This is a genomic window from Tardiphaga alba (assembly GCF_018279705.1).
Classification (GTDB): domain Bacteria; phylum Pseudomonadota; class Alphaproteobacteria; order Rhizobiales; family Xanthobacteraceae; genus Tardiphaga; species Tardiphaga alba.
In genome coordinates this window covers 3,570,262-3,591,401 of sequence record NZ_CP036498.1, presented here as the reverse complement: position 1 = coordinate 3,591,401, position 21,140 = coordinate 3,570,262, and the positions used below count along the sequence as shown (strand labels likewise).

Annotated in this window: 25 protein-coding genes; 11 read left to right on the top strand and 14 right to left on the bottom strand. The window is 63.1% G+C overall.

The features are described from left to right. Positions 1-40: 40 nt before the first annotated feature. The 3 genes from RPMA_RS16975 to RPMA_RS16965 form a co-directional block, all read right to left on the bottom strand. Positions 41-1,174, bottom strand: coding sequence for a TRAP transporter substrate-binding protein (locus RPMA_RS16975; RefSeq protein WP_211908891.1), 1,134 nt, complete (start codon positions 1,172-1,174; stop codon positions 41-43). Positions 1,175-1,372: 198 nt separating this feature from the next. Then, a complete protein-coding gene (locus tag RPMA_RS16970) occupies positions 1,373-2,632 on the bottom strand; it encodes an MFS transporter (protein WP_211908890.1) in 1,260 nt (419 codons plus the stop codon). Positions 2,633-2,792: 160 nt separating this feature from the next. Then, complete coding sequence (locus tag RPMA_RS16965; RefSeq protein WP_211908889.1) at positions 2,793-3,695, bottom strand: DMT family transporter; 903 nt, start codon at positions 3,693-3,695, stop codon at positions 2,793-2,795. 94 nt (positions 3,696-3,789) lie between these two features. Between RPMA_RS16965 and RPMA_RS16960 the strand changes: the two genes are divergently transcribed. After that, entirely contained in the window at positions 3,790-4,689 is a 900-nt protein-coding gene (locus tag RPMA_RS16960) for a LysR family transcriptional regulator (RefSeq protein WP_211908888.1), read from the top strand. Here the strand turns inward: RPMA_RS16960 and RPMA_RS16955 are convergent. Both RPMA_RS16955 and RPMA_RS16950 read right to left on the bottom strand, forming a co-directional pair. Next, entirely contained in the window at positions 4,657-5,031 is a 375-nt protein-coding gene (locus RPMA_RS16955) for a YbaN family protein (protein ID WP_211908887.1), read from the bottom strand. The genes RPMA_RS16960 and RPMA_RS16955 overlap by 33 nt on opposite strands. A gap of 107 nt (positions 5,032-5,138) precedes the next feature. Further along, complete coding sequence (locus RPMA_RS16950) at positions 5,139-6,773, bottom strand: AMP-binding protein (RefSeq protein ID WP_211908886.1); 1,635 nt, start codon at positions 6,771-6,773, stop codon at positions 5,139-5,141. Between the two features lie 27 nt (positions 6,774-6,800). Here RPMA_RS16950 and RPMA_RS16945 point away from each other — a divergent pair, with 27 nt between their 5' ends. Continuing rightward, positions 6,801-7,106: a nitroreductase family protein gene (locus RPMA_RS16945; RefSeq protein ID WP_211908885.1), complete on the top strand. Its 306-nt coding sequence runs from the start codon at positions 6,801-6,803 to the stop codon at positions 7,104-7,106. Positions 7,107-7,249: 143 nt separating this feature from the next. Continuing rightward, the gene (locus RPMA_RS16940) at positions 7,250-8,632 is read left to right on the top strand and encodes an Nramp family divalent metal transporter (RefSeq protein WP_211908884.1); all 1,383 of its coding nucleotides are present in this window, start codon (positions 7,250-7,252) and stop codon (positions 8,630-8,632) included. Positions 8,633-8,733: 101 nt separating this feature from the next. Here the strand turns inward: RPMA_RS16940 and RPMA_RS16935 are convergent, their stop codons facing one another. From RPMA_RS16935 to hemB, 6 genes are all read right to left on the bottom strand, one after another. Next, positions 8,734-9,510, bottom strand: a complete 777-nt coding sequence (locus tag RPMA_RS16935; RefSeq protein ID WP_211908883.1) for an arginyltransferase — start codon at positions 9,508-9,510, stop codon at positions 8,734-8,736. Between the two features lie 99 nt (positions 9,511-9,609). Then, entirely contained in the window at positions 9,610-10,164 is a 555-nt protein-coding gene (locus RPMA_RS16930) for an RDD family protein (protein ID WP_211908882.1), read from the bottom strand. Between the two features lie 68 nt (positions 10,165-10,232). Beyond that, the gene (locus RPMA_RS16925) at positions 10,233-11,432 is read right to left on the bottom strand and encodes a serine hydrolase domain-containing protein (protein ID WP_211908881.1); all 1,200 of its coding nucleotides are present in this window, start codon (positions 11,430-11,432) and stop codon (positions 10,233-10,235) included. Continuing rightward, a complete protein-coding gene (locus RPMA_RS16920; RefSeq protein WP_211908880.1) occupies positions 11,429-12,289 on the bottom strand; it encodes a PhzF family phenazine biosynthesis protein in 861 nt (286 codons plus the stop codon). Before RPMA_RS16920 ends, RPMA_RS16925 begins: the two co-directional genes overlap by 4 nt. A 177-nt stretch (positions 12,290-12,466) precedes the next feature. Next, positions 12,467-13,342, bottom strand: a complete 876-nt coding sequence (locus tag RPMA_RS16915; protein ID WP_211908879.1) for a helix-turn-helix domain-containing protein — start codon at positions 13,340-13,342, stop codon at positions 12,467-12,469. Positions 13,343-13,358: 16 nt separating this feature from the next. Beyond that, complete coding sequence (gene hemB, locus RPMA_RS16910) at positions 13,359-14,420, bottom strand: porphobilinogen synthase (RefSeq protein WP_211908878.1); 1,062 nt, start codon at positions 14,418-14,420, stop codon at positions 13,359-13,361. Positions 14,421-14,628: 208 nt separating this feature from the next. On the opposite strand from hemB, the gene RPMA_RS16905 reads away from it, so the two are divergent. The 4 genes from RPMA_RS16905 to RPMA_RS16890 all read left to right on the top strand — a co-directional run bounded on the left by RPMA_RS16905 (position 14,629) and on the right by RPMA_RS16890 (position 18,401). Beyond that, on the top strand, positions 14,629-15,105 hold the full coding sequence (locus RPMA_RS16905; RefSeq protein WP_211908877.1) for a DUF6163 family protein: 477 nt from the start codon (positions 14,629-14,631) through the stop codon (positions 15,103-15,105). 145 nt (positions 15,106-15,250) lie between these two features. Next, the gene (locus RPMA_RS16900; protein WP_211908876.1) at positions 15,251-16,816 is read left to right on the top strand and encodes an AMP-binding protein; all 1,566 of its coding nucleotides are present in this window, start codon (positions 15,251-15,253) and stop codon (positions 16,814-16,816) included. Positions 16,817-17,274: 458 nt separating this feature from the next. Beyond that, a complete protein-coding gene (gene ldtR / locus RPMA_RS16895; RefSeq protein WP_211908875.1) occupies positions 17,275-17,787 on the top strand; it encodes a transcriptional regulator LdtR in 513 nt (170 codons plus the stop codon). 269 nt (positions 17,788-18,056) lie between these two features. Then, positions 18,057-18,401 carry a hypothetical protein gene (locus RPMA_RS16890; RefSeq protein WP_211908874.1) on the top strand — a complete coding sequence of 115 codons (345 nt, stop codon included), beginning with the start codon at positions 18,057-18,059 and terminating at the stop codon, positions 18,399-18,401. Between the two features lie 313 nt (positions 18,402-18,714). On the opposite strand, the gene RPMA_RS16885 is transcribed toward RPMA_RS16890, so the two are convergent. After that, complete coding sequence (locus RPMA_RS16885; protein WP_211908873.1) at positions 18,715-19,071, bottom strand: PRC-barrel domain-containing protein; 357 nt, start codon at positions 19,069-19,071, stop codon at positions 18,715-18,717. Positions 19,072-19,226: 155 nt separating this feature from the next. Between RPMA_RS16885 and RPMA_RS16880 the strand changes: the two genes are divergently transcribed. Next, positions 19,227-19,436, top strand: a complete 210-nt coding sequence (locus RPMA_RS16880; RefSeq protein WP_211908872.1) for a hypothetical protein — start codon at positions 19,227-19,229, stop codon at positions 19,434-19,436. Beyond that, positions 19,433-19,711, top strand: a complete 279-nt coding sequence (locus RPMA_RS16875; RefSeq protein ID WP_211908871.1) for a hypothetical protein — start codon at positions 19,433-19,435, stop codon at positions 19,709-19,711. Before RPMA_RS16880 ends, RPMA_RS16875 begins: the two co-directional genes overlap by 4 nt. Before the next feature lie 25 nt (positions 19,712-19,736). On the opposite strand, the gene RPMA_RS16870 is transcribed toward RPMA_RS16875, so the two are convergent. Together RPMA_RS16870 and RPMA_RS16865 are read right to left on the bottom strand one after the other, a co-directional pair. After that, positions 19,737-19,931, bottom strand: coding sequence for a hypothetical protein (locus tag RPMA_RS16870; protein WP_211908870.1), 195 nt, complete (start codon positions 19,929-19,931; stop codon positions 19,737-19,739). Positions 19,932-19,966: 35 nt separating this feature from the next. After that, positions 19,967-20,236: a hypothetical protein gene (locus tag RPMA_RS16865; RefSeq protein WP_211908869.1), complete on the bottom strand. Its 270-nt coding sequence runs from the start codon at positions 20,234-20,236 to the stop codon at positions 19,967-19,969. 198 nt (positions 20,237-20,434) lie between these two features. On the opposite strand from RPMA_RS16865, the gene RPMA_RS16860 reads away from it, so the two are divergent. Continuing rightward, positions 20,435-20,596, top strand: a complete 162-nt coding sequence (locus RPMA_RS16860) for a hypothetical protein (RefSeq protein ID WP_211908868.1) — start codon at positions 20,435-20,437, stop codon at positions 20,594-20,596. Positions 20,597-20,612: 16 nt separating this feature from the next. Then, positions 20,613-21,020, top strand: coding sequence for a hypothetical protein (locus RPMA_RS16855; RefSeq protein WP_211908867.1), 408 nt, complete (start codon positions 20,613-20,615; stop codon positions 21,018-21,020). Positions 21,021-21,140 lie beyond the last annotated feature (120 nt).

Below are 21,140 nucleotides of genomic sequence, written 5' to 3'. Positions count from 1 at the left end.
GGTGGTCCCGGATGATGCGATATCGGTTGGCCTGCTGGCCTTACGTCCGCTTCTTCGCGTTCGGTCCGAAATAGTGGTTATAGGCCATGCGGCGATTGACCACCGTGTCCTGCTCCCACTGCGTCGCGCGCTTGGCGAAGGCCAGCTGCGACTCGACGATCTCCTTGAATAGCGGGTTCTCCGCCGACTTCTTGGCGACCACCTCGTCATAGGCCTCGAGCTGCTTCTGCAGGATCGAGTCCGGCGTCTTGTAGAACTTCACCTTGTCCTTGCTCTGCAGGTCCGCATAGTCCTGCGAATAGCGGTCGATGGCCTTCCACGACATCTCCTGACCGGCAGCATCCGCGGCACCCGCGATGATGGCGCGCAGCTTCTCGGGCAGAGCGTCGTATTTGGTCTTGTTGAACAGGATCTCGAACTGCTCGGCATTCTGGTGATAGCTCTGCAGCATGCAGACCTTGGAGACGTCGGCAAAGCCGAGAATGCGGTCCGACGAGGCATTGTTGAATTCGGCGGCATCGAGCAGGCCGCGATCCATCGCCGAGACGATTTCGCCGCCGGGCAGCGCATTCACCGCAGCGCCGAGGCCGGTGAACACGTCGATGGAGATGCCGACGGTACGGAATTTCACGCCCTTGAGGTCTTCGGCCTTCTGCACCGGCTTCTTGAACCAGCCCAGCGGCTGTGTCGGCATCGGCCCGTAGGGCAGCGACACGACATTCGCATTGATCGAGGCGTAGAGCTTGGCCAGCAGCTCCTTGCCACCGCCGAATTTGTGCCAGGCCAGCAGCATGTTGGCGTCCATGGCGTAAGCGGGACCCGAGCCCCACAGCGCCAGCGCGGTCTGCTTGCCGTAGTGATAGACCATCACGCCATGGCCACCGTCGAGCGTGCCTTTCGACACCGCATCGAGCAGGCCGAAAGCCGGCACCACAGCGCCCGCCGGCAGCACCTCGATCTTGAGGTCGCCGCCGGTCATGTCATTGACCTTCTTGGCGTAGTCCTGCGCGTATTCGTGGAAGATGTCCTTGGCCGGCCAGGTGCTCTGCCAGCGCATATTGATCGGACCGGTGCTCTGGGCGAGGGCCGGTGCCGCAACAGTTGCGGCTGCGCCGGCAGTCGCGACCTTCAGAAAGCGGCGGCGGGACGGAGTCCTGTCCTTGGTGTTGGTCATCGTGTTCTCCCCGAGTGGTCGTCCTTTGCGGACTGACCTTGTTGATTGCGGTCAAGACAAAGGCTTGCCCGGTGCTTTGGCAAGAAACATCGCCTCGCTGCGACGCTTGGACGCGGCATAACTACACTAACAAGACGTGCTGCAATGCGGGGAGTGCATCAGCGAAGGCTGAACTACAGACGAACTACACAACAGCTATTAGACTTTCGTTGGAAGCGCGTCGGGCAGATCGACCGCCATGTCCGGCTGCCGCGTCAAGGCGACAGCGGGCGAGTTCAGAATCACCAGAGCCTGCCAGGCAAAGCCGGCGACGGCGAGATAGAGGCAGGCCTCGGCGTGGTAGAGCCCGCCGACCACCGCCGCGATGCCGGTGCCGATCGGCCGCGCGCCATAGCTCAGAATATTGATGGCGGAGACCCGCCCGAGCAGGCTCGGCGGCGTCACCGACTGGCGCAGCGTCGCGGTGGAGATCACCCAGAGGATCGGCCCGGCGCCGAGCAGGAAGAAGGCCAGCCCGGCCAGCACCGGCGAGGGGACCCAGATCGTGAGCGCCATCACAAGCGACGACACGAAGCCGGTGACGGGACCGAGCGCGATCACCGTGCCGAAGGGCAGGTGCTTCATCACCCGCGTCGCCGACAGCGCGCCGATCATCATGCCGACGCCATACATGGCCAGCGTGATGCCGACACCGGTGGCCGTCAGGCCAAGATGGCGCACGGCATAGGGCACGAAGACGGCAAGCGTCATGAACAAGACCGAACTGAAGATGAGCTGGACGGTGAAGACCGGTCGCAGCAGCGGATGCCGCGCGACGAAGGATAGCCCTTCCGCGATGTCCTGCATTGGCTTGCGATGCCGAACGGGCGCGCGTGCGGGTTCATGGAGACCGGCGAGGCAGATCACGGCGAGAACGGAAAGCGCCGCGGCAACGCCAAACGCGAGCGCCGCGCCAATAAACCCTACCAGCGCGCCGCCGACCGCGGGGCCGCCGGCGAAGGCCACCGTGCGGGCCAGCTCGATCCGCGCATTGGCGGCGTTCAGGAATGCCGGCGCAACGAGCAAGGGCACCAGCGATGGCGCCGCGACGCTGTAGACCACGGTGCCGCAGACGGCGACAAAGCCGAGCGCGGCCAGCAGCGGCATGGTCATCATCCCCCACCAGATCAGCGCCAGCGTGATCAGCAATGCCGCCGCGCGCAGCGCCTCGGCACCGGCCATCAGCACCCGTCGCGACATCCGGTCTGCAAGCAGGCCGGCCGGAATGGCGAACAGGATGAAGGGCAGCGTCAGCGCCGTCTGCAACAGGCCCGTCTGGCCTTCTCCGGCGCCGAGCAACAACACCGCCACGATCGGCACTGCAGCCAGCGCGATCTGTTCGGCCGATTGCGCCGCGAGGTTGGACCAGGCGAGGCGATTGAAACCGGGAGGCAAGCGGTTGGCCGGGGCGTTGGTCATGGCGGATCCTGATGTGCAGGGGTCACCATGGCGGAGCCAACAGATCGCAGCCACCCGATTACCGAGAAGTGGCGGATCGCGCAGCTGCCATCATCGGGCCGCGCAGACATCGTCAGCAGATGATGGAACGGCACTCTCAGGCCGGCGTGGTTTCGACACCTCAATCTGGGCGCGCTGACATGCGTGAGTGGGTCTGCCCTGTCGTCGTCGCGATCCAGATCCCAATGGCCACGGCCAATATGCCGGCAATCAGAGGCCAGCCGATGGGCTCGCCCAGAAGCACGGCCCCCACCGAGGTCGCTGCGATCGGGTTGACGGTGATGGAGATCGTGACGCGTGTCGGTGTCGTTCGGCTCAACGCGTAGGACCACAGAAAGAATGTCAGCGCGCTACCGAACAGGCCGAGATAAAGCATGGCCGACCACTGAGGCAGACCGAAATGCGCGACAGGCGCGAAGCTGCCCTGTATCGCCGATATGCAAACGAGACAGAGTGCACCGACGCCCATTCCCATGGTCGTGAATTGTAGTGGTCCCGAACGGCGAATGAAGGGCCGCGACCATACGCTGTAGAAGGCCATGCAGACTGCGGCGCAGAGCATCAGGGCATCACCACGCCAGGCGCCCGGCGGCACGGATGTGAGGCCCGACAGCAACGCCAGTGCGACGCCCGTCATGGCGATCAGCACACCCGTGGTCTTGCGTGGGGTCAGGCGCTCCACGCCGAGGCAGGCGGCGACCACCATGGTCAGCAGCGGCAGCGTGGACAGCGCCAGCGAGCCGCGCGCTGCTGTTGTAAAAATCAGCGATGCATTGAACAGGATCGGGAACAGCGCGAAGAACAGTAGGCCGAGGCCGCCGACCGCCGCCCAGTCGGCGCGTGCCGGCCATTTGGCTTTCTGCGCAAGGGCGACCGGCAACAGAAAGGCGAAGCCGAAGCCGAAACGAAACGCGCCGATCGCAGGCGGATCGACAGTATCGCGCACGAAACGGGTGACGCCGATCGACGCCCCGCCAAGCGCGCTCGACAGCGCGGCAGCGAGCACGCCCACGAACTCACCCATTGCGGTTCCCTCAACATTTCCAGTTGCGCGAGCCTAGCGATGGGATCAGCATCACCAAATCGAGTTTCCATGATGCTTCTTATCAATATTCGAAATGAGCACGCCCGTTCTCGATCCTGATCTTCTCAAGGCGTTTGTTGCGGTGGCCGACCACGGCTCGTTCACACGTGCCGCGGCAGCGCTAAACCGCACCCAGTCGGCCGTCAGCATGCAGATCAAGCGCCTGGAGCAAGTGATCGGGGCCGAACTATTTTCGCGCAGCAAGGTCAATGTCGCGCTCAGCGCGGCGGGGGAGGGACTGCTTGTCTATGCACGACGCATCCTGCATCTGAACGATGAAGCGCTCAGCCGGCTGCGCGAAGGCGCCATCGAGGGCGTGGTGCGGATCGGCGTGATGGACGACTATGGCAGCGTCGTCATGCCGCCGCTGCTGTCGCGCTTCGTCAGCCGATATACGCGGATCCATGTGGAGATGGAGACAGGTCTGACTGGCGCGATGATCGGCAGGCTGGGAAAGTCGTTCGATCTCGTCATCGCGATGCATCCGGAAGGCTCGGGCGAAGGCCAGTTCCTGCGGCGCGAGCAGGCGATGTGGGCCGGCGGCGCATCGCATGCGGCCGAGACGCTGGACCCGATCCCGGTCGCGCTCTATCCGCAGGGATGCCTGTTCCGCAAATGGGCGACGGAAGCGCTCGATCGTGCAGGGCGCCCCTGGCGTATGGCGTTCGTGAGCCATAGTCTTGCGGCAGTCGAAGCCGTCGTCGCGCAAGGCCTTGCTGTGACCGTCGTGAAGTCCGGCACTTTTCCCGCGCGGCTTCGTGCGCTCACCGATCGCGACGGAATGCCCGTCCTGCCTGGTGCCGACATCCGGCTGCATCGCGCATCGAACATCTCGCGCTCGGCATCCTTGTTGGCTGACGAAATCTGCCAGAGCCTGTCCAGGCCCGAGCCAGGCGTCGATTCACTGATCGGCCGCGGCCGGCTCGGGTCGTGACACGACATAGCTGGCCGAGCCCAGCATGATGATCGCCACCGCTGTCGCGAGCATCCAGCCGGGTCGGGCCTGCGTCCAGAACACGGCATATCCGATCGTCATGCCGGTCACTGCCATCCATTTGGCGCGGCGAGGGATCGCGCCTTGCTCGCGCCAGCGTCGTAGGCTCGGGCCGAAGCGGGGATGATTGAGCATCCATGCTTCAAGGCGCGGTGACGATCTTCCGAAACACCATGCTGCGACAATCAGAAAGGGCACGGTCGGCAGCAGGGGCGTCACGATTCCGATGACGCCGAGCAACAGCATCACGCCGCCAGCGCAGAGAAACGCAACCCTTTTCATACCGCCCGTCTTTCGCCCGTCAACGTTCTGGTCCCACGCCCCGATGTGATGCTGGCCGGTTTATATGGGCGGTGAACGTGAATGGGAATATCGGCGGACCCGGTCGGTCAGCCTTTCCTGGCCGGATCGCGCTTCTTGCGCTCGCGCAGATCGTGCACGCCCGCGCTGCTGCGTGGATCCTGCCCGTTTGGGAAGATGTGGTGCTTCTGGATCTTCTGCGTGCCGGTGGTCGGCAGGCTGTCCACGAACAGCAGCCAGCCCGGCGACTTGAAATAAGCGAGCTCGCGGTTGCAGTGCTGGAACAGGGTCTCGGCCGCGCCGTCCGCCGTTTGCGGATCGGACAGGACGACGCAGGCAAAGACCTCTTCCTCGCGCAACTCGTCAGGGACGGCCAGCACGGCGACCTGTTTGACGAGATCGTGCGACTGCAGAACAGCTTCGATCTCGGCGGCCGCGATATTCTCGCCGGAACGCCGGATGATGTTCTTCTTGCGGTCGACGAAATGGAGCATGCCGTCGTCATCCTGACGCACGGTATCGCCGGTGTGAAACCAGCTGCCACGCCAGGCATCGACCGTCGCTTTCTCATCCTTGAGATAGCCCGAGAAGAAATGGCGGCGCGGCGTTTCCGCATTGTAGCGGATGACCATCTCGCCGGGCGAGCCGCGGGCCACGTCATTGTCGTGTTCATCGATCACGCGCACCTCGACGCCTGCAGCCGGGCGCCCGAATGCCCGCGTGCCGACCTGGCGCGGCGCTTCGTGATCGAGCAACACCCGAACCATTTCGGTCATGCCCCAGATCTCGATCAGCGGCAGATTGAAGCGTTTTTCGAACAAGGCATGGAGTTGCGGTTCGGCGCCCGCGCCGATGCCGAAGCGGACGGAATGATCGCGCTCCTCGGCACTGGGCGGCATGTTGAGCAGCAACGGGACGATGACGCCGAGATAGTGGATGATGGTTGCGCGTGTCTGCGTGACCTCGCTCCACCAGCGCGTCGGATTGAAGCGGTCAGGCTGGATCTGGCAGCTGCCGGTTAGCATCACGCAGTGGAAGGACAGGATCGACGAATTGACGTGATAGAGGGGCAGGGGATTGTAAAGCCGCTCGCCCTCGGGACGAAACGCCGCCAGATGCCCGCGTGTCGCATACCATGCGCCGGAGGCAAGCTCATAGCCGTGCGACAGCATGCATCCCTTGGGCCGGCCGGTGGTGCCGGATGTGTAGAGAACGCTTGCTTCGGTCTCGCTGGTGACAGGATCGGTGCGCGCGGGTTTCGCTGGCACCGGCAGCGAAGACAAATCGTCAAATGGAACGATTGGCGCCTTGTGGGCACTGATGGCCATGCCGGCATCGAGCTGTTCGCGACGCTCGTTGGAGACGATCGCCAGATCGGCCTCGGAATTCTCCAGGAGATAGGCGATCTCGCTGGCGCGATAGTCGGGATTGACCGGAACGCAGGAAATGCCGAGCGTGTTCAGTGCGAGCTTGTGCAGCAGATGCTCGGGCCGGTTGTCGAGCAGCATCGCAATGCGATGGCCGTGGCCGAAGCCGCGAGATTTGTAGGCCTCGCAAAGCTGCTGCACCTCCCGTGCGGCGGTGGCGAAATCGATCTCGTAGCCTTGCTGGTGATAGGCGCGATGCGGGCCGACCGGGGCCGCCAGGAAGGGGCGGGGGCCATAGGCCGCTGCAGCCAGCTGGAAGGCTTCGCCGATTGTCGTGCGGTCATCGATCGCGATCACTGTGGCGTCCCCCTCGATGAAGCATCTGTGGGTTTCACCATATGCGCGGTGTCCACTTATCGAATTCAAATCATCACACGGATCATTCTGTCGCGCCCGGTTTACGTGGCAATGCAGTCCGTGGTCGTCCATCACGATACCTACACACCGCGAGATCATAAAGCCGTTCTCGCCGCTTATGAGGAAGCGTATCGGAAATTCCGCGATGGGCAGCAGATGAGACCGAAAACTTGGTCGGGCAGCGTCGTCAAGGCCATGACAAGCATGGACTATATGGGCGGCCGCCAGAATCTTCGTCCGTTTGTGGAAGCGGCCGGATACAAACTGTCCTAACACCCGACAGGAGGCTCAGGCTGGATGTCCCTGGATAGGAGAGGTGAGATTGCACGGGGTGTGATTGAAATCGATGCCCCAAGCCGTCCAGATGCACTTGCAAGTGAGTTGCAATAAGCGGCGTTTTCGGCCATTTTGCTAACATGGATGCCAAATCGCCCGCTGCCGCTGCTGAACCGTTGAGTTCCACCTCCGCGCCTGCCGTCGAACTGCCCGGCTGGCGGTCGAGCGGGGGCGATCCGTCGCTGGCGGGCATGTTCGGCTCGGTGCGGACGGTCAAGAACGGCTCGTTCTGGCGCAAGCTGGTGGCGTTTCTCGGCCCCGGCTATCTCGTCGCCGTCGGCTATATGGACCCCGGCAACTGGGCCACTTCGCTCGCCGGCGGCTCGAAATTCGGTTACGCGTTGCTGACGGTGGCGCTGGTCTCCAACCTGATGGCCATCGTGCTGCAATCGCTCTGCGCGCGCCTCGGTGTCGGAGCGGGCAGGGATCTTGCCCAGGCGTGCCGCGATGCCTATCCAAAGCCGGTCGCCTGGCTGCTGTGGATCTCGGCGGAGATCGCCATCACAGCGACCGACCTCGCCGAAGTCATCGGCACCGCCATCGGCCTCAATCTCCTGTTCGGCATTCCGCTTGAGATCGGCGTCATCATCACGGCGGCCGACGTGTTTCTCATCCTCGCGCTGCAGGCCTATGGCTTCCGCTGGATCGAGGCCTTCGTCGTCGCGCTGCTCGGCGTCATCGCGGCGTGTTTTGCGATCCAGATCGCCATGGCCGATCCCGATTGGGGGCAGGTGATCCGCGGCTTCGCGCCGACCACCGAGATCGTCAGGAACAAGGAGATGCTGTTCCTCGCTCTCGGCATTCTCGGCGCGACGGTGATGCCGCATAATCTCTATCTGCATTCCGGTCTGGTGCAGACGCGCGGCTATGGTCCAAGCGTGGAGGAGCGCAAGGAAGCCATCAAGCTGTCCACATGGGACTCGACGATCGCGCTGTGTCTCGCGCTGACCATCAATGCCTCGATCCTGATCCTCGCGGCCGCGACCTTCCACAAATCCGGCCAGACCGAAGTGGCCGAGCTCGATCAGGCGCATGCGTTTCTCGCGCCGCTGCTCGGCTCCAGCCTCGCGCCGACTTTGTTCGCCATCGCGCTGTTGTGCTGCGGGTTGAACTCGACCATCACCGCCACGCTGTCCGGCCAGATCGTGATGGAAGGCTTCCTGCGGCTGAAGATGGCGCCGTGGCTGCGCCGCATGATCACGCGCATGATCGCCATCGTGCCGGCGGTGGGCGTGACCATCTGGTATGGCGAGAAGGGGACGGGGCAGCTGCTCATTCTCAGCCAAGTGGTGCTGAGCCTGCAGTTGCCGTTTGCCGTGGTGCCGCTGGTGCTGTTCACCGCCAGCAAGCGCAAGATGGGCCCCTTCATCGCGCCGCGCTGGGTGACGGCGCTGGCCGTCATCACCGCGGTGGTGATCATCGCGCTGAATGTCAAGCTGGTGGTGGATTTCTTCTTCGGGTGATGTCGTAGCCCGGATGGAGCGAAGCGCAATCCGGGGACCGGCGTTTCAACTCGTTCTACAGTTCCTGGATTTCGCTTCGCTCCATCCAGGCTACAAAAGAGCTACTCCTCCGGCTCGCCCACCATTTCGCCGCGCTCGTCCACGCGCAGCCATCCACTCGGCGCCAGCCGCTGCTGCGGCAGATATCGCCCCTTGTAGTCCATCTTCTTGGATCCCTCGATCCAGTAGCCGAGATAGACGTAAGGCAATCCCATCTTCTTCGCGCGCTCGATGTGATCGAGGATCATGAAAGTGCCGAGCGAGCGCGCTTCCTCGCCGGGCTCGAAGAACGAATAGACCATCGACAGTCCGTCGCTCAGCACATCGGTGAGCGCGACCGCCAGCAGGTCCTCGCCACGTCCGGTGATGCCGCTGTCCGGCCCACGGCGGCGATATTCGATGATGCGGGTCTCGACGTGTGAGTCCTCCACCATCATCGCGTAGTCGAGTACGGTCATGTCGGCCATGCCGCCGTGGCGATGGCGCTGGTCGAGATAGGCGCGGAAGACGGAATACTGCTCGGAGGTCGGCACCGCGCTGCGCTGCTCGCCGATCACATCGGCATTGCGCGCCTGCACCTTGCGAAAATTGCGCGAGGGCTGGAATTCGTTGGCGACCACGCGCACCGAGACGCAGGCGCGGCACTGGTCGCAGGCCGGGCGATAGGCGATGGACTGGCTGCGGCGGAAGCCGCCATGGGTCAGGAGGTCGTTGAGATCGCCGGCCTTGTCGCCCACCAGATGCGTGAACACCTTGCGCTCCTGTCGGCCGGCCAGATACGGGCAGGGCGACGGCGCCGTCAGGTAGAATTGCGGGGTGTCGCGGGAGTGCTGGGTCACGGGTCGATATGGGGCTCCGAAGCAGGCAGGCACAGCATTGCGCCGACCGGGCTAACGGTCAATGAATTTACCGATCAGCCCGGTTGATCACCGTCAAATTCAGCCGGCGTAGCTGACCTTGGCCCGCGCCACTGACGCATTCACCACCACGGTTCCCAGCACGAGGTCGTGCAGCAGCTGCCGGCGGTCGTTGAGCAGGGCGACGATCAGCACCAGCGGCGTCAGCAGCGACACCGAGGCCCAGAACAGCACCGCATGGGCGCAGCCGAGGACGAAATAACCGGGCTGGCCCGAGAAGGTGCGCATCTGCACATCCATCATCCGCATGCCCCAGGTTGCGGAATGCGGTCCGCCCAGCGACATCCCATAATACACGATGGGCCAGATCACCGTGGCCGGCGAGATCAGCCAGAACAGGCCCCAGCCGAGGCCGAAGGTGACGACGCCGAACACCGCGATGAACACGCAGGCCAGAATGATCGGGATGGTGATGACCACCGCGTCGATCAGGAAGGCGACCATGCGCCGCGCCAGCACGCCCTGGAACAGGTCGGGCTGCGCATAGGGATCGAACGCATAGGCGCGGGGCGGCGCGCCGTTGCTGCGCCAGGTATCACCCTGCTGGCTGTCGTTGCGCGGACCGGTGTCGGACATGGATGGCTCCTCCCTCATCACAAGGGATCACATGGAGATGATCAGGGGAGGGTACAAGTGCGACGGGATCACACCTGCTTCGCCAGCGCGTCGAACAGCGCAAGGTTTAGCCGCTTGAGGTCGTTGTTCACCGGTTCCGGCTGCGACGAGAACTTTGCGACGGTCATCTCTGCGCGCGGGTCCACATAGAGCATCTGTCCGTGGATGCCGAGCGTGAAGAAGGCGCCGCTGGCATTGCCGGTCTGATACCATTTGTTGCTGTAGCGCCCCGCGGGCAGCCATTCGACACCCGGACCCGCCTGCCAGGCCTCCGTGGAGCCGTGGGCAATGGTGTCCTCCACCCAGGCGTCGGAGAGGACGCGTTGTCCATTCGCCATGCCGCCGTAGCGCATCAGCTCGCCGATCCGGGCGAAGTCGCGCGGCGTCATACAGAAGCCGCCGCCGGTGCGGGCGAGGCCGGTGGCATCCACCGTGATATAGGCATCCTGCCGCGCGCCGATCGGTTGCCACAGGCGCGCCGAGACAAAGTCGTTGAAACGCTGGCCGGTCGCGCGTTCGATCACGAGGCCGAGCACGTCCGAATTGGGCGAGCAGTAGTGAAATGGCCCGCCGTGATCCCCAGAGGCGCCCTTTTGCAGCGTGGCTAGGAAGGAGATGAGTGAGTCGGGCGTGTCGCCGGGCACCGCCGGCTCGAGCAGGCCGGCGCGGCGATAGCGGGCGAAATCGCCGCGCGGGTCGAGATAAGTCTCGGAGAAATCCAGGCTCACCCGCATGTCGAGCACGTCGCGGAGGCGCGCATCCGCATAGGCTGATGATGCGAGCTCGGGAACGTAATGCGGCACGGGCGCATCGAGATCGATCAGCCCGTCGCCATGCACGATGCCTGCGACCACCGCCGTCACCGACTTGCTGGACGAGAACAGGATGTGCCGCGACTGCAGCGTGAAATTCGGCGCGTGAAAATCGGCAGCGATGCGGCCGGATTTCATCACAACGAGGGCATCGGTGAACGTCTGGCGCAATGCGTCGGCGATGGTCAACGTGTTGCCACCGAATACGAGTGTCTGACGGAGGAGATCGCCGGGATCGACGGCGGCGTCCTCCACCAGCCCCGGTGTCGCCGCGATACGTGCGGTCGGAATGAGTTCGGAGACGTGGCGAAACGCCCAGACATTCCACGGCGTCTGCCGCCAGTTGTCGAGACGGACATCGCTGCGGGCAAAGCCATAGGCTGCTTCGAAGGCGGATAATGCGGCAGGGAGTGTCATGCCAGTTGCGTCCTTCCGCCGACCAGGCAGCCGACCGGCGCGTCACCGGCAAAACCGAGGCGCACGCCGATCTCGGACAGCGCGCCGAGTGGCCGTCCCTGCAGCACGGTGATGCGCGCGCTGTCGGCGGAGACAAGCTTGTTCTTCAGCAGCCCGAAGGCCAGCGCAGCCGCGGCGATGCCGGTGGCGGCGTCTTCCGGATAGCCCGACGATTTTGGAAACTGCCGCGCTTCGAAACGACGTTCGCTCTCGCTGTGGATCGCATAGGGATAGAGCCCGGTGGAGCCGATGCTCTCGCAGCAGGCTTCGGTGGTCGGCATGATGGTTTGCAGGTCGTTCAAAAGCTCCACGCTCTTCATCGGGATCAGCGTTTTCACGCGCGAGGTGACGGCATTCTGCAGGGGCAGGTCGAGCAGGTCCGCGCGGGTGATCCGCAGTGCTGAAAGCACGGCATCTTCCTGTTCTTTCGTGAGATCGACGACTTTCCCCACCGGCTGGGTGATCTCCACGTAAGGGTCTGCGATATCAGCCGTATCGACAAAACCCGTCACCGGCCCGCTGCGGGTCTCGATGCGAATTTGGTTTGAGCCGAGCTGCCCCAGCGTCGCCATCGTCCACAAGGCGCCGATGGTGGCGTGGCCGCACATTTCCATTTCATGGCGTGGCACCCAGAAGCGGAAGATGTAATCGGAATCGCCGCTGGCAGCCGGCAGCACGAAGCCGGATTCATGGCCGTAGTCGGCGGCGATGCGCTGCATGTCCGATGGCGCGAGGGCAGAGGCATCGACCACGATGGGGCAGGGATTACCGCCCGCGCCCTGATGCGTGAACACGTTGACGAGAGTAACGGCGGTCATGATGGAGAAATCCCGTTGGAAATACTCGTCATTGCGAGGAGCGAAGCGACGAAGCAATCCAGAAGGCGGCAAGCGCCGTAAGAACTGGATTGCTTCGTCGCGAGGGCTCCTCGCAATGACGGGCTTTGTGAACGAGACTACGCGGCATGTTCGCCACCCCGCGCGACCCAGCGGGCCTCAATGCGTGTCGGATCGGGCCATCCGGCGGACATCGCTCGGCGACAGGCCGGCGGCGCGGCGCATCAGCCGCGCAAGTGCCGAGCCAGAGTCCAGGCCCACACGCCAGGCGATCTCGCCAACCGGCAGATCGGTGGTCCCCAGCAATGCGCGTGCACGCGTGATCCGCTCGCGGTCGTGATAGTCGCCGATGCTCATGCCGGTCTTGTCGCGAAACAGGCGCGTCACGTGGCGGCGTGACAGGCCGAACGTCTCGGCGAGGTGATCGAGCGACAAAGCGTCGGAGACGTTGGTCGCGATATAGGCTTTCACCTCGGATACCAGCGCATCGCCATGCGCGGCTGCACTCGGCATCGCCAATGGATCGCCGCGCTCGATCTGCGCGAGACAATCAATCAGAAGCGCCGAAACCAGATGCCCACGGATGGACTGCGCCGCGCGATCTGTGAGATCGCTGGCCTGGCACAGGCCGAGCAGCACCCGCATCTGCGGCGTGGTGCTGAAAAATGTCGGCACATGGAGTTTTGCGCGGATGCGGCTGAGCGAGCCGAGCCGCGCTTCGATCGCTGCCAGCTGGTCGTCGCTCGTATAGATGGCGAGGTGATCGTGGCCGCCCCGGCGCGCCGATGTCTGGTGCGACAGCGTCGCGGGCACCACGGCGAATTGCGCTTCGCTGAGCCAGTTGCTGGCCGTGCGGCTCTCATCGCGAAAATCCACCGCGCCGATGCGCGGCAGCATGATCATCAGGCAATCGTGCCAGTGCCACGGCGTATGATAATCGTCGCCGCCGCCGAGCAGGGCCAGGTGATCGTCATCGGATGCGAGAATGCGCGCATCCAATGATGTGTCACGCAGCGTCTGCAGGGATCGGAGCATCGCCGCCTCGCAAGTCTTATCGCCCAGCGCGGATCCGTTCCGCTGCTTCCGGCGCGAAGTAAGTCAGCACGCCATCGGCGCCGGCGCGCTTGAACGCGACGAGGCTTTCCATGATCACGCGATCGCGGTCGAGCCAGCCATTGTTGATGGCGCCCATGATCATCGCATATTCGCCCGACACCTGATACGCGAAGGTCGGCACCGCAAACGTGTCCTTCACGCGGCGGATGATGTCGAGATAGGGCATGCCCGGCTTCACCATCACCATGTCGGCGCCTTCAGCCAGATCGAGTTCGACCTCGCGGATCGCCTCATCGGAATTGGCGGGGTCCATCTGATAGGTGCGCTTGTCGCCGTTCAGGGCCTTGGCCGAGCCGATGGCATCGCGGAACGGGCCGTAGAAGGCCGAGGCGTATTTCGCCGCATAGGCCATGATCTGCACATCGCCGAAGCCGGCATCGTCCAGCGCCTCGCGGATGGCGCCGACGCGGCCGTCCATCATGTCCGATGGCGCGATGACATCGCAGCCGGCTTCCGCCTGCACCAGCGCCTGGCGCACCAGCACCGCGACGGTCTCGTCATTGAGAATGCGGCCACCCTGCAGCAGGCCGTCATGACCATGGCTGGTATAGGGATCGAGCGCGACATCGCAGAGCACGCCTAGATCGGGGAATTCCTTCTTGATGGCGCGCACCGACTGGCAGACGAGATTGTTGCCGTTCCAGGCCTCCGAGCCGGTCTCGTCGCGCAGCGCCGGATCGGTATAGGGGAATAGTGCGATGCAGGGGATGCCGAGCGCCACCGCGCGTTCGGCGTCGCGCACCACCTGATCGATGGTCAGGCGCTCGACACCGGGCATCGAGGCGATCGGCGTGCGCGCATTGTCGCCCTCGACCACGAACAGCGGCCAGATCAGGTCGTCGGTGGTGACGGCGTTTTCGCGCACCAGGCGGCGCGCCCATTCGCTCTTGCGGTTGCGGCGCAGGCGGGTGGAGAGGCCGAGCGAGGGAGCGTCATAGACGGAAGAGCGGGGTGCCTGTTCACGCAATTCAATGGGCCGCCCGAACTTGATCGCCATGATACCGTCTCCTGAACCAGTCACTTAAGTGGGTCCGCAATCTGGACTTGTTCCAAGTCTAGCATTTCTGGCCGGTCCCGTCACCGCGATCCTGTGTACGGGCAGGGCTGCAATGCATTGATTTCGCTGGCCCGCCGGGCCACAAAATGACCCATGAATCGACCCTTGTTCCAATTCCGCATGAAGGCGGCACCGTCGCGGGTGCGCGATGCCTGAGTCGAAGCCACGCGACGTCGGCGCGCGCGAGCCCGCCCGCGACCTCGGCCTGTCCGATGCCGCGATCTCCGCCGGGCGCATCGAAAGCGACGAAAACGTCTGGACCCGCCGCCTGGTGCTGTTCCTGCGCGTCATGGCGGCCGTTTCGATGCTGCAGGGCCTCTATCACTGGGCGCAGGTGACCGGCTTTGTCGGCACCGAGGACGATGCCTTCGAGGCCCAGTCCATGGCCTGGCAGTCCGCCACCATCTATTTCGCCGTCATCGAGCTGGTCAGCGCCGTCGGCCTGTGGCTGGCGACGCCGTGGGGCGCCGTGGTGTGGCTCACTACCGTGGTCTCCATGGCGGTGATCGAGCTGATGTTTCCCACCATCTATGGCGGCAACCTCATCGTGGTTGGTTTCCAGGCTGCGTTTCTTGCAGCCTATCTTGCGCTGGCATGGATGGCGGCGCGGGAACGCCCGCCATAGACTTCTTGTAGCCTGCATGGAGCGCAGCGTAATGCAGGGACCGGCGACATATTGATCCGCCGGTCCCCGGATTGCGCTGCGCTCCATCCGGGCTACGATTTCCGCGAAGACCGCAAAGAACGGTCCGCATCAAAGGGAGAAAACAGTGAGCCATCTTCGTTCCGGCGGCACCGTCGGCAGCCTTCTCGTCAGCGCCATCGCCCGTTACGCCGACCAACCCGCCATTGCCGATGGCACCACGCGCTGGACCTATCGCGAATATGGCGATGTGGTCGCGTGCTTCATCGGCCTGTTCCGCAGCCTCGGCCTGACCAAGACCAGTGGCCTGTCCGTGCTCTCCGGCAACCGCGCCGAGACCTGGGCCGCGATCTCCGCCGCCGCCATCATGGGCATCCGCTACACGCCGCTGCATCCCATGGCCGCCGAGGACGATCACGCCTTCATCGTGGAAGACGCCGAGATCGACGTGCTGATCGTCGAGGGCGGCAAATTCGCCGAACGCGGCAAGGCGCTGAAGGCACGCGTGCCGAGCCTCAAGCATCTGTATTCCTTCGGCGCGGTGGATGGCGTCCGCGATCTCCTCACCGAATTGCCCGCCATCAAGCCGGAGCCGCTGGTGGACGAGAGCCATGTGGACGACATCTGCTGGCTCTCTTACACGGGCGGCACCACCGGTCGCTCAAAGGGCGTGATGAACCCGCATCGCGTGGTGGTCGCCATGTCCCTCGCCATCATTGCCGACTGGGACTGGCCGCGCGACATCCGCTATCTCGCAGCGACCCCGATCAGCCATGCCGCGGGGATCACCATTTTCCCGGTGATGCTGCGCGGCGGCTTTACGCGACTGGTGCAGGGTTTTGACGCCGAGACCTATCTGCGCGTGGTGCATGAAGAGAAGATCACCGCGACCTTCCTGGTGCCGACGCTGATCTATGCGCTCATCGATGCGCAGGAGTTGCGCAAGAAATACGACAGCTCGTCGCTCGACATGATCGTCTATGGCGCCGCGCCGATGTCGCCGGATCGCCTGCGCGAGGGCGTGCGTATCTTCGGCAATGTGTTCGTGCAGCTCTACGGCCAGACCGAAGCGCCGCAGATCATCACGACCATGCGCAAGATCGATCACGACGACACCAAGCCCGGCCGTCTCGGCTCCTGCGGCCGCGCCAATCCGATGGTGGAAGTGAAGCTGCTCGACAGCGATCTCAACGAAGTCGCCATCGGTGCGCCCGGCGAGATCTGCGTGCGCGGCTCGCTGGTGATGGACGGCTACTGGAAGCGCCCGGATGCCACCGAAGAAGTTTTCCGCGGCGGCTGGCTGCACACCGGCGATGTCGCGGTGAAGGATGCGGATGGCTTCTTCTATATCGTCGATCGCACCAAGGACATGATCATCTCCGGCGGCTTCAACATTTATCCGCGCGAGGTGGAGGATGCGTTGATGGCACATCATGCGGTGGCGTCCGCCGCTGTCATCGGCATTCCCGATGCGAAATGGGGCGAGGCGGTGAAAGCCTTTGTCGTGCTGAAGGCCGGTGCCAATAATTCCGTCGAGGAATTGCAGGCGCATGTGAAAGACAAGCGCGGTGCACCATGGTCGCCGAAGAGCATCGACTTCGTGACCGAGATTGCAGTGACGGGTCTCGGGAAGATCGATCGCAAGGCGCTCCGCGCGCCCTATTGGGAAGGCCGTACGCGGGGCGTGGCCTGACGTTGTAGCCTGCATGGAGCGGAGCGTAATGCAGGGACCGGCGATGTTTTGAAACGCCGGTCCCCGGATTGCGCTGCGCTCCATCCGGGCTACGCCCTCAGCCAGCCGCAAATCCCTTCAAATTTTCAGAAATTTATTCCCATTAACCCCGGTAACCCCTCGGTCACCCTAATGGGCCGGTGAGGAATCTTACCCCAATCTTTCGCATTTGAACGATCCTGTCCCGCATCCGGACAGGGGCGCGAACATGATGCGAACATCAGTCTCACATCGTGAATCAAAAACTGCAAAAAAGGCCTGTTTTTGTAGACTTAATCGACGATTTACCCTCGCAAATTCATGTTCTCTTTATCGTCTTTTTTAGGCGCTTCTTCAAAGCCGCCGCTTAAGTTGGGCCTATCAGACGAGACACAAGTTTCGTCGAATAAGTCGATAAAAACGACAGCAGGGGTAGTGTCATGATGAAGTCCGTTGCGACGGTGGAAAGCGTCGATCTCGTTCCCGGCCAGGCGCCGGTCCAGCCGCTCTATCTGGAAGCTCTCACGCTCGTCGAGCGTCTGCATCGCCGTCTGCTCGACGTCATCAAGGACGAGTTCGACCGCCGCGGCCGCGCCGACATCAATTCCGTGCAGGCGCTGCTGCTCTACAATATCGGCGACAAGGAATTGACCGCTGGCGAGCTGCGCACCCGCGGCTACTATCTCGGCTCCAACGTCTCCTACAATCTGAAGAAGCTCGTCGAACTCGGCTTCCTCGATCATCAGCGTTCGCGCGTCGATCGTCGCTCGGTCCGCATCCGCCTGACCCAGCAGGGCCAGGAAATCCGCCACATCGTCGAGGCGCTCTACGCCAAGCATGTGAAGACGGTGGAGCAGGTCGGCGGCATCTCGAACGAAGAATTCGCGACCCTCAACAAGTCGCTGCATCGCCTCGAGCGCTTCTGGACCGACCAGATCCTGTATCGCCTCTGAGAATTTTCGGACTCTAACTTCGACCCTCCAAGTCGACACTGCCGCTAACGGAATTTTGCCCTCCGAAAGCAACGCCGAAATGCACGCAAGATGCAGACGGCCGATCAAACGACAAAGGCGCCCCGCAACGGGCGCCTTTTTCTTTTGAGGGAATGCGGATCGCAGGATGGGGAGAGCGCTGGCGCTTTGCGCAGACACCGCGTGCATGCGGCTGAAGACGTTGAACGAAATCTCTCCAGATCAGACCAATAGCTACTGGAGATGATCTGATGAAGCGATTTTTGATTTTTGCGGCTCTCGTTCCACCTGTCGCACTGGCGATCTTCCTTGCGCCCGAAGCAACGGCGGCCTCGACAATCGGATTCATCTTCATGACATTGGCCTATGTGTACCCGATTGGGCTTGTCCCTGCGTCCATGACCGCTGCTGTGGATTGGTCGCTCTCCGGACAGTCGATCTATCTTCGCATGGCCGTGACGGTGTTGTTTGCAATCCTCCTTGCCGAGTTGATTGCTCGTCAACTGCTCGGCGTGTCGGGGTCACCAAAAGTCTGGCTGATGGGAGCCATTCCAGCTGCGCTATGTTCCTGGCTCGCGGGCAGGAAACCAGTATAAAGCGCTTTCTGCTATTCCCGGCTCGTTTTCCGCCGCTCGCATCGGTCGTTTTCACCGCCTCCGCGCGCAAGTGTCGCAAAAGCGCATATGCCGGGAACGGGTTAGATTGCCACGCGTACCGATGCGTTGCTGTCGCGACGAGAAACCGGCAAAACCGCCGCGTCCATCATCCCCGTTACGGCCGGTTGACACCCGGCATATGCATTGGGAAATGCCGGTGAGCTGGAAAGGTTGCGCCAGCTTCCACCGATCATCCAGCATACAAAAAGGCCCCGGCGAACCGGAGCCTTTTGTTTTCAGTCGCTGCTCGCCATTACACGAATGGCGTGCCGTAATAGTCGTCCACCTTGCGGGCGCGGCCGGTGTCCTGCCAGTCCCAGTCGGATTCGTTGCTATATTTCGGCGCACCCTGGAGCTGGTCCTTGGTCACATTGGTGAGATAGCCGCCGAGTTCGGTGTCGTATTTCAGCGCCTGCCAGGGCAGGGGATAGTGGTCCTCGCCGATGCCGAGAAAGCCGCCGAAGCCGAGCACGGCATAGGAGGCCTTGCCGCTGACCTTTTCCAGCATCACGCGCTCGATGGAGCCGATCTTTTCGCGGTCGCTGCCATAGACGGCGGTGCCTTCCACCTTGTCGGTGCCGATGAGATTGCCGGTTTCACGTTGAGCCATGATGTCCTCCCTTGATGTGTGTGTCGGTGAAACAAGGAGGAGTCCGCTTCGTTCCTGACCATCATGTCGCGGGCGGACATTCACGGGCTGACGACAAAGCGCGTCATGCGCAGGTCCACGAATGAACCTTCGCGGCACTGCCGCGACCATAGTTCATGTCTCATTTGATCGAAGATCTTCTGTTCCCCGTTTTACGCGCCATCCTGTGGCGCGGGGCGCGCCGGCTCGTGTTCAAGGCATTGACCTGGCTTGATGCGAAGATCGGAGGGCAGCGCATGAAGCTCCTGCTCGGCGGCGCGCTCGGGCTTGTGGCTGTTGTCGTCGTGCCGGTTTTCACCGCGCTTGTGGAATTGTTGATCCCATGAAATCCATCTTCATCATCGCCTCCGTGATCGGCGTGCTCGTCTCGACAGCTCTGTTCGTGATGGACAGGCTGACCGACCATGCGCTGATGTGGATGAGTTGGCAGATGCCGGGCATCGGCGCGGCCTTTCTGTTCTGGGGCGCCATCAGCGACTCCGCGGTGGCGGGCATGGCGGTCTGCCTTGTCGTCAATGCCGTCGTCTATGGCGCGGCCGCTTTCGCCACGCTGGCGGTTGTCAGGCTGCTCGCTTATCTCTGGCGCACTCAAGCCGCCTGACAAAGGCCGCAAGCGATAGCGACCATCATCCCCGCGCTGCGGCCAGCGTGGCGCGGACTTTTTCCGGCGATCCGCGCAGGCTGAGCGATTTGCCGTAGAGGCAGAGAATGGTGGCCTCGATATGCAGCCGTTCGCGGTCGCAGGCGCCGCGCGTGGCGATGATGGTTTCCCATTTGCCGTCCCAGAGATCGGCGGCAATCCGGCTGAAATAGGCTGTCATGGTCGACGGGGCAGGAGCATGGGGCCGGGGAGAGCCTAGGCCCATTGCTCGGTCACGGCGCGGATGCGCTGCATCGCCATCTGGAAATGCGTTTCGCGTTCGATTTCGAGAAAACGCTGCCGGTTGCGAAACGCCTCCAGCCGTTTCTGCATCTGCGCGTGGATGTCGGCATCCGACAGGCGCGGGGTTGAGCGCATGGGCGCGGCCTGCTGTACCGGTATGTCAGCGGGCGCCAGCGCCGCCACGCTTTGAACGAAGGCCAGCGTGTCGGCCAGTAATCTGTCGCGTTCTTCCTGCCAGCTCATGAGACCACCGAATCTGATTTCCAATCATCAGAAGGGTGGGCGGTTATGGGTAACGCACCCTCACCAAAAGCCTCACGCTTACTGATGGACCCATCAGGTGGCGTTGCGCATGGGTATTCATCTGCGCGGATGCGCGGCCCGCCGCGTGTTGAACCGCATGAGGTCGCACACGACTAATCATTTTGCCGGATCCGCAACATGGTTCAGAGCGCGTTCAAATCGACCGTGACGTTTGTCCGCGAGCTCGGCGTGGCCGCCATCGACTTCTTCGATCTCGATGACGTCTCCGAACTCGGCCCCTGTCTGTTCATTCTCGCGTGTATCGGGGCTGGTCTCGTGGCGCTGTGGCTCGGCACGTGATGGAAAGGATCGCGTCGTGAAGATGATCGCACTGGTCGCCATGCTGGCGATGCTTCTGCTGGGCGTGTTCGGCACCGATGCGAGTGTCGGCGGCCCCGTGGGCATGATGATGGTGGCGCTGGCCGCCATGCTGGCCACCGGCATTCACGATGCCGCCGCGCATGCGCGCGGCCCGCTCGGATGGATCGCCAGTCTTGTCGCCGCCTTTGTCGGCGGGATCGCGGCGGTGATCGTGTTCGGCATGGGTCTGATGGAAGCGATCCTGCCGATGCTTCATCTCGAGGGATCGCTGGCATCCTCGCAGCATCCGTTGAAGTATGTTCTGTTTGCAGCCATGGGCGGCATCACCGTGCTCGGCTCGTGGGGCGCGCTGCTGATCGTGGATCGGCTGCGACACATGACGGCACGTCGCGCGTCCCGCTGAAGGATGCCTCGGTCGGCCGGTCACGATGCACGCTGTTGCTGCATGAGGGATGGGAACGATGCGTTTGCCGCCGCGTCATCGTCGCATCGGGAGGTGCGGGTCGGTGAAGTTCGACGGCAA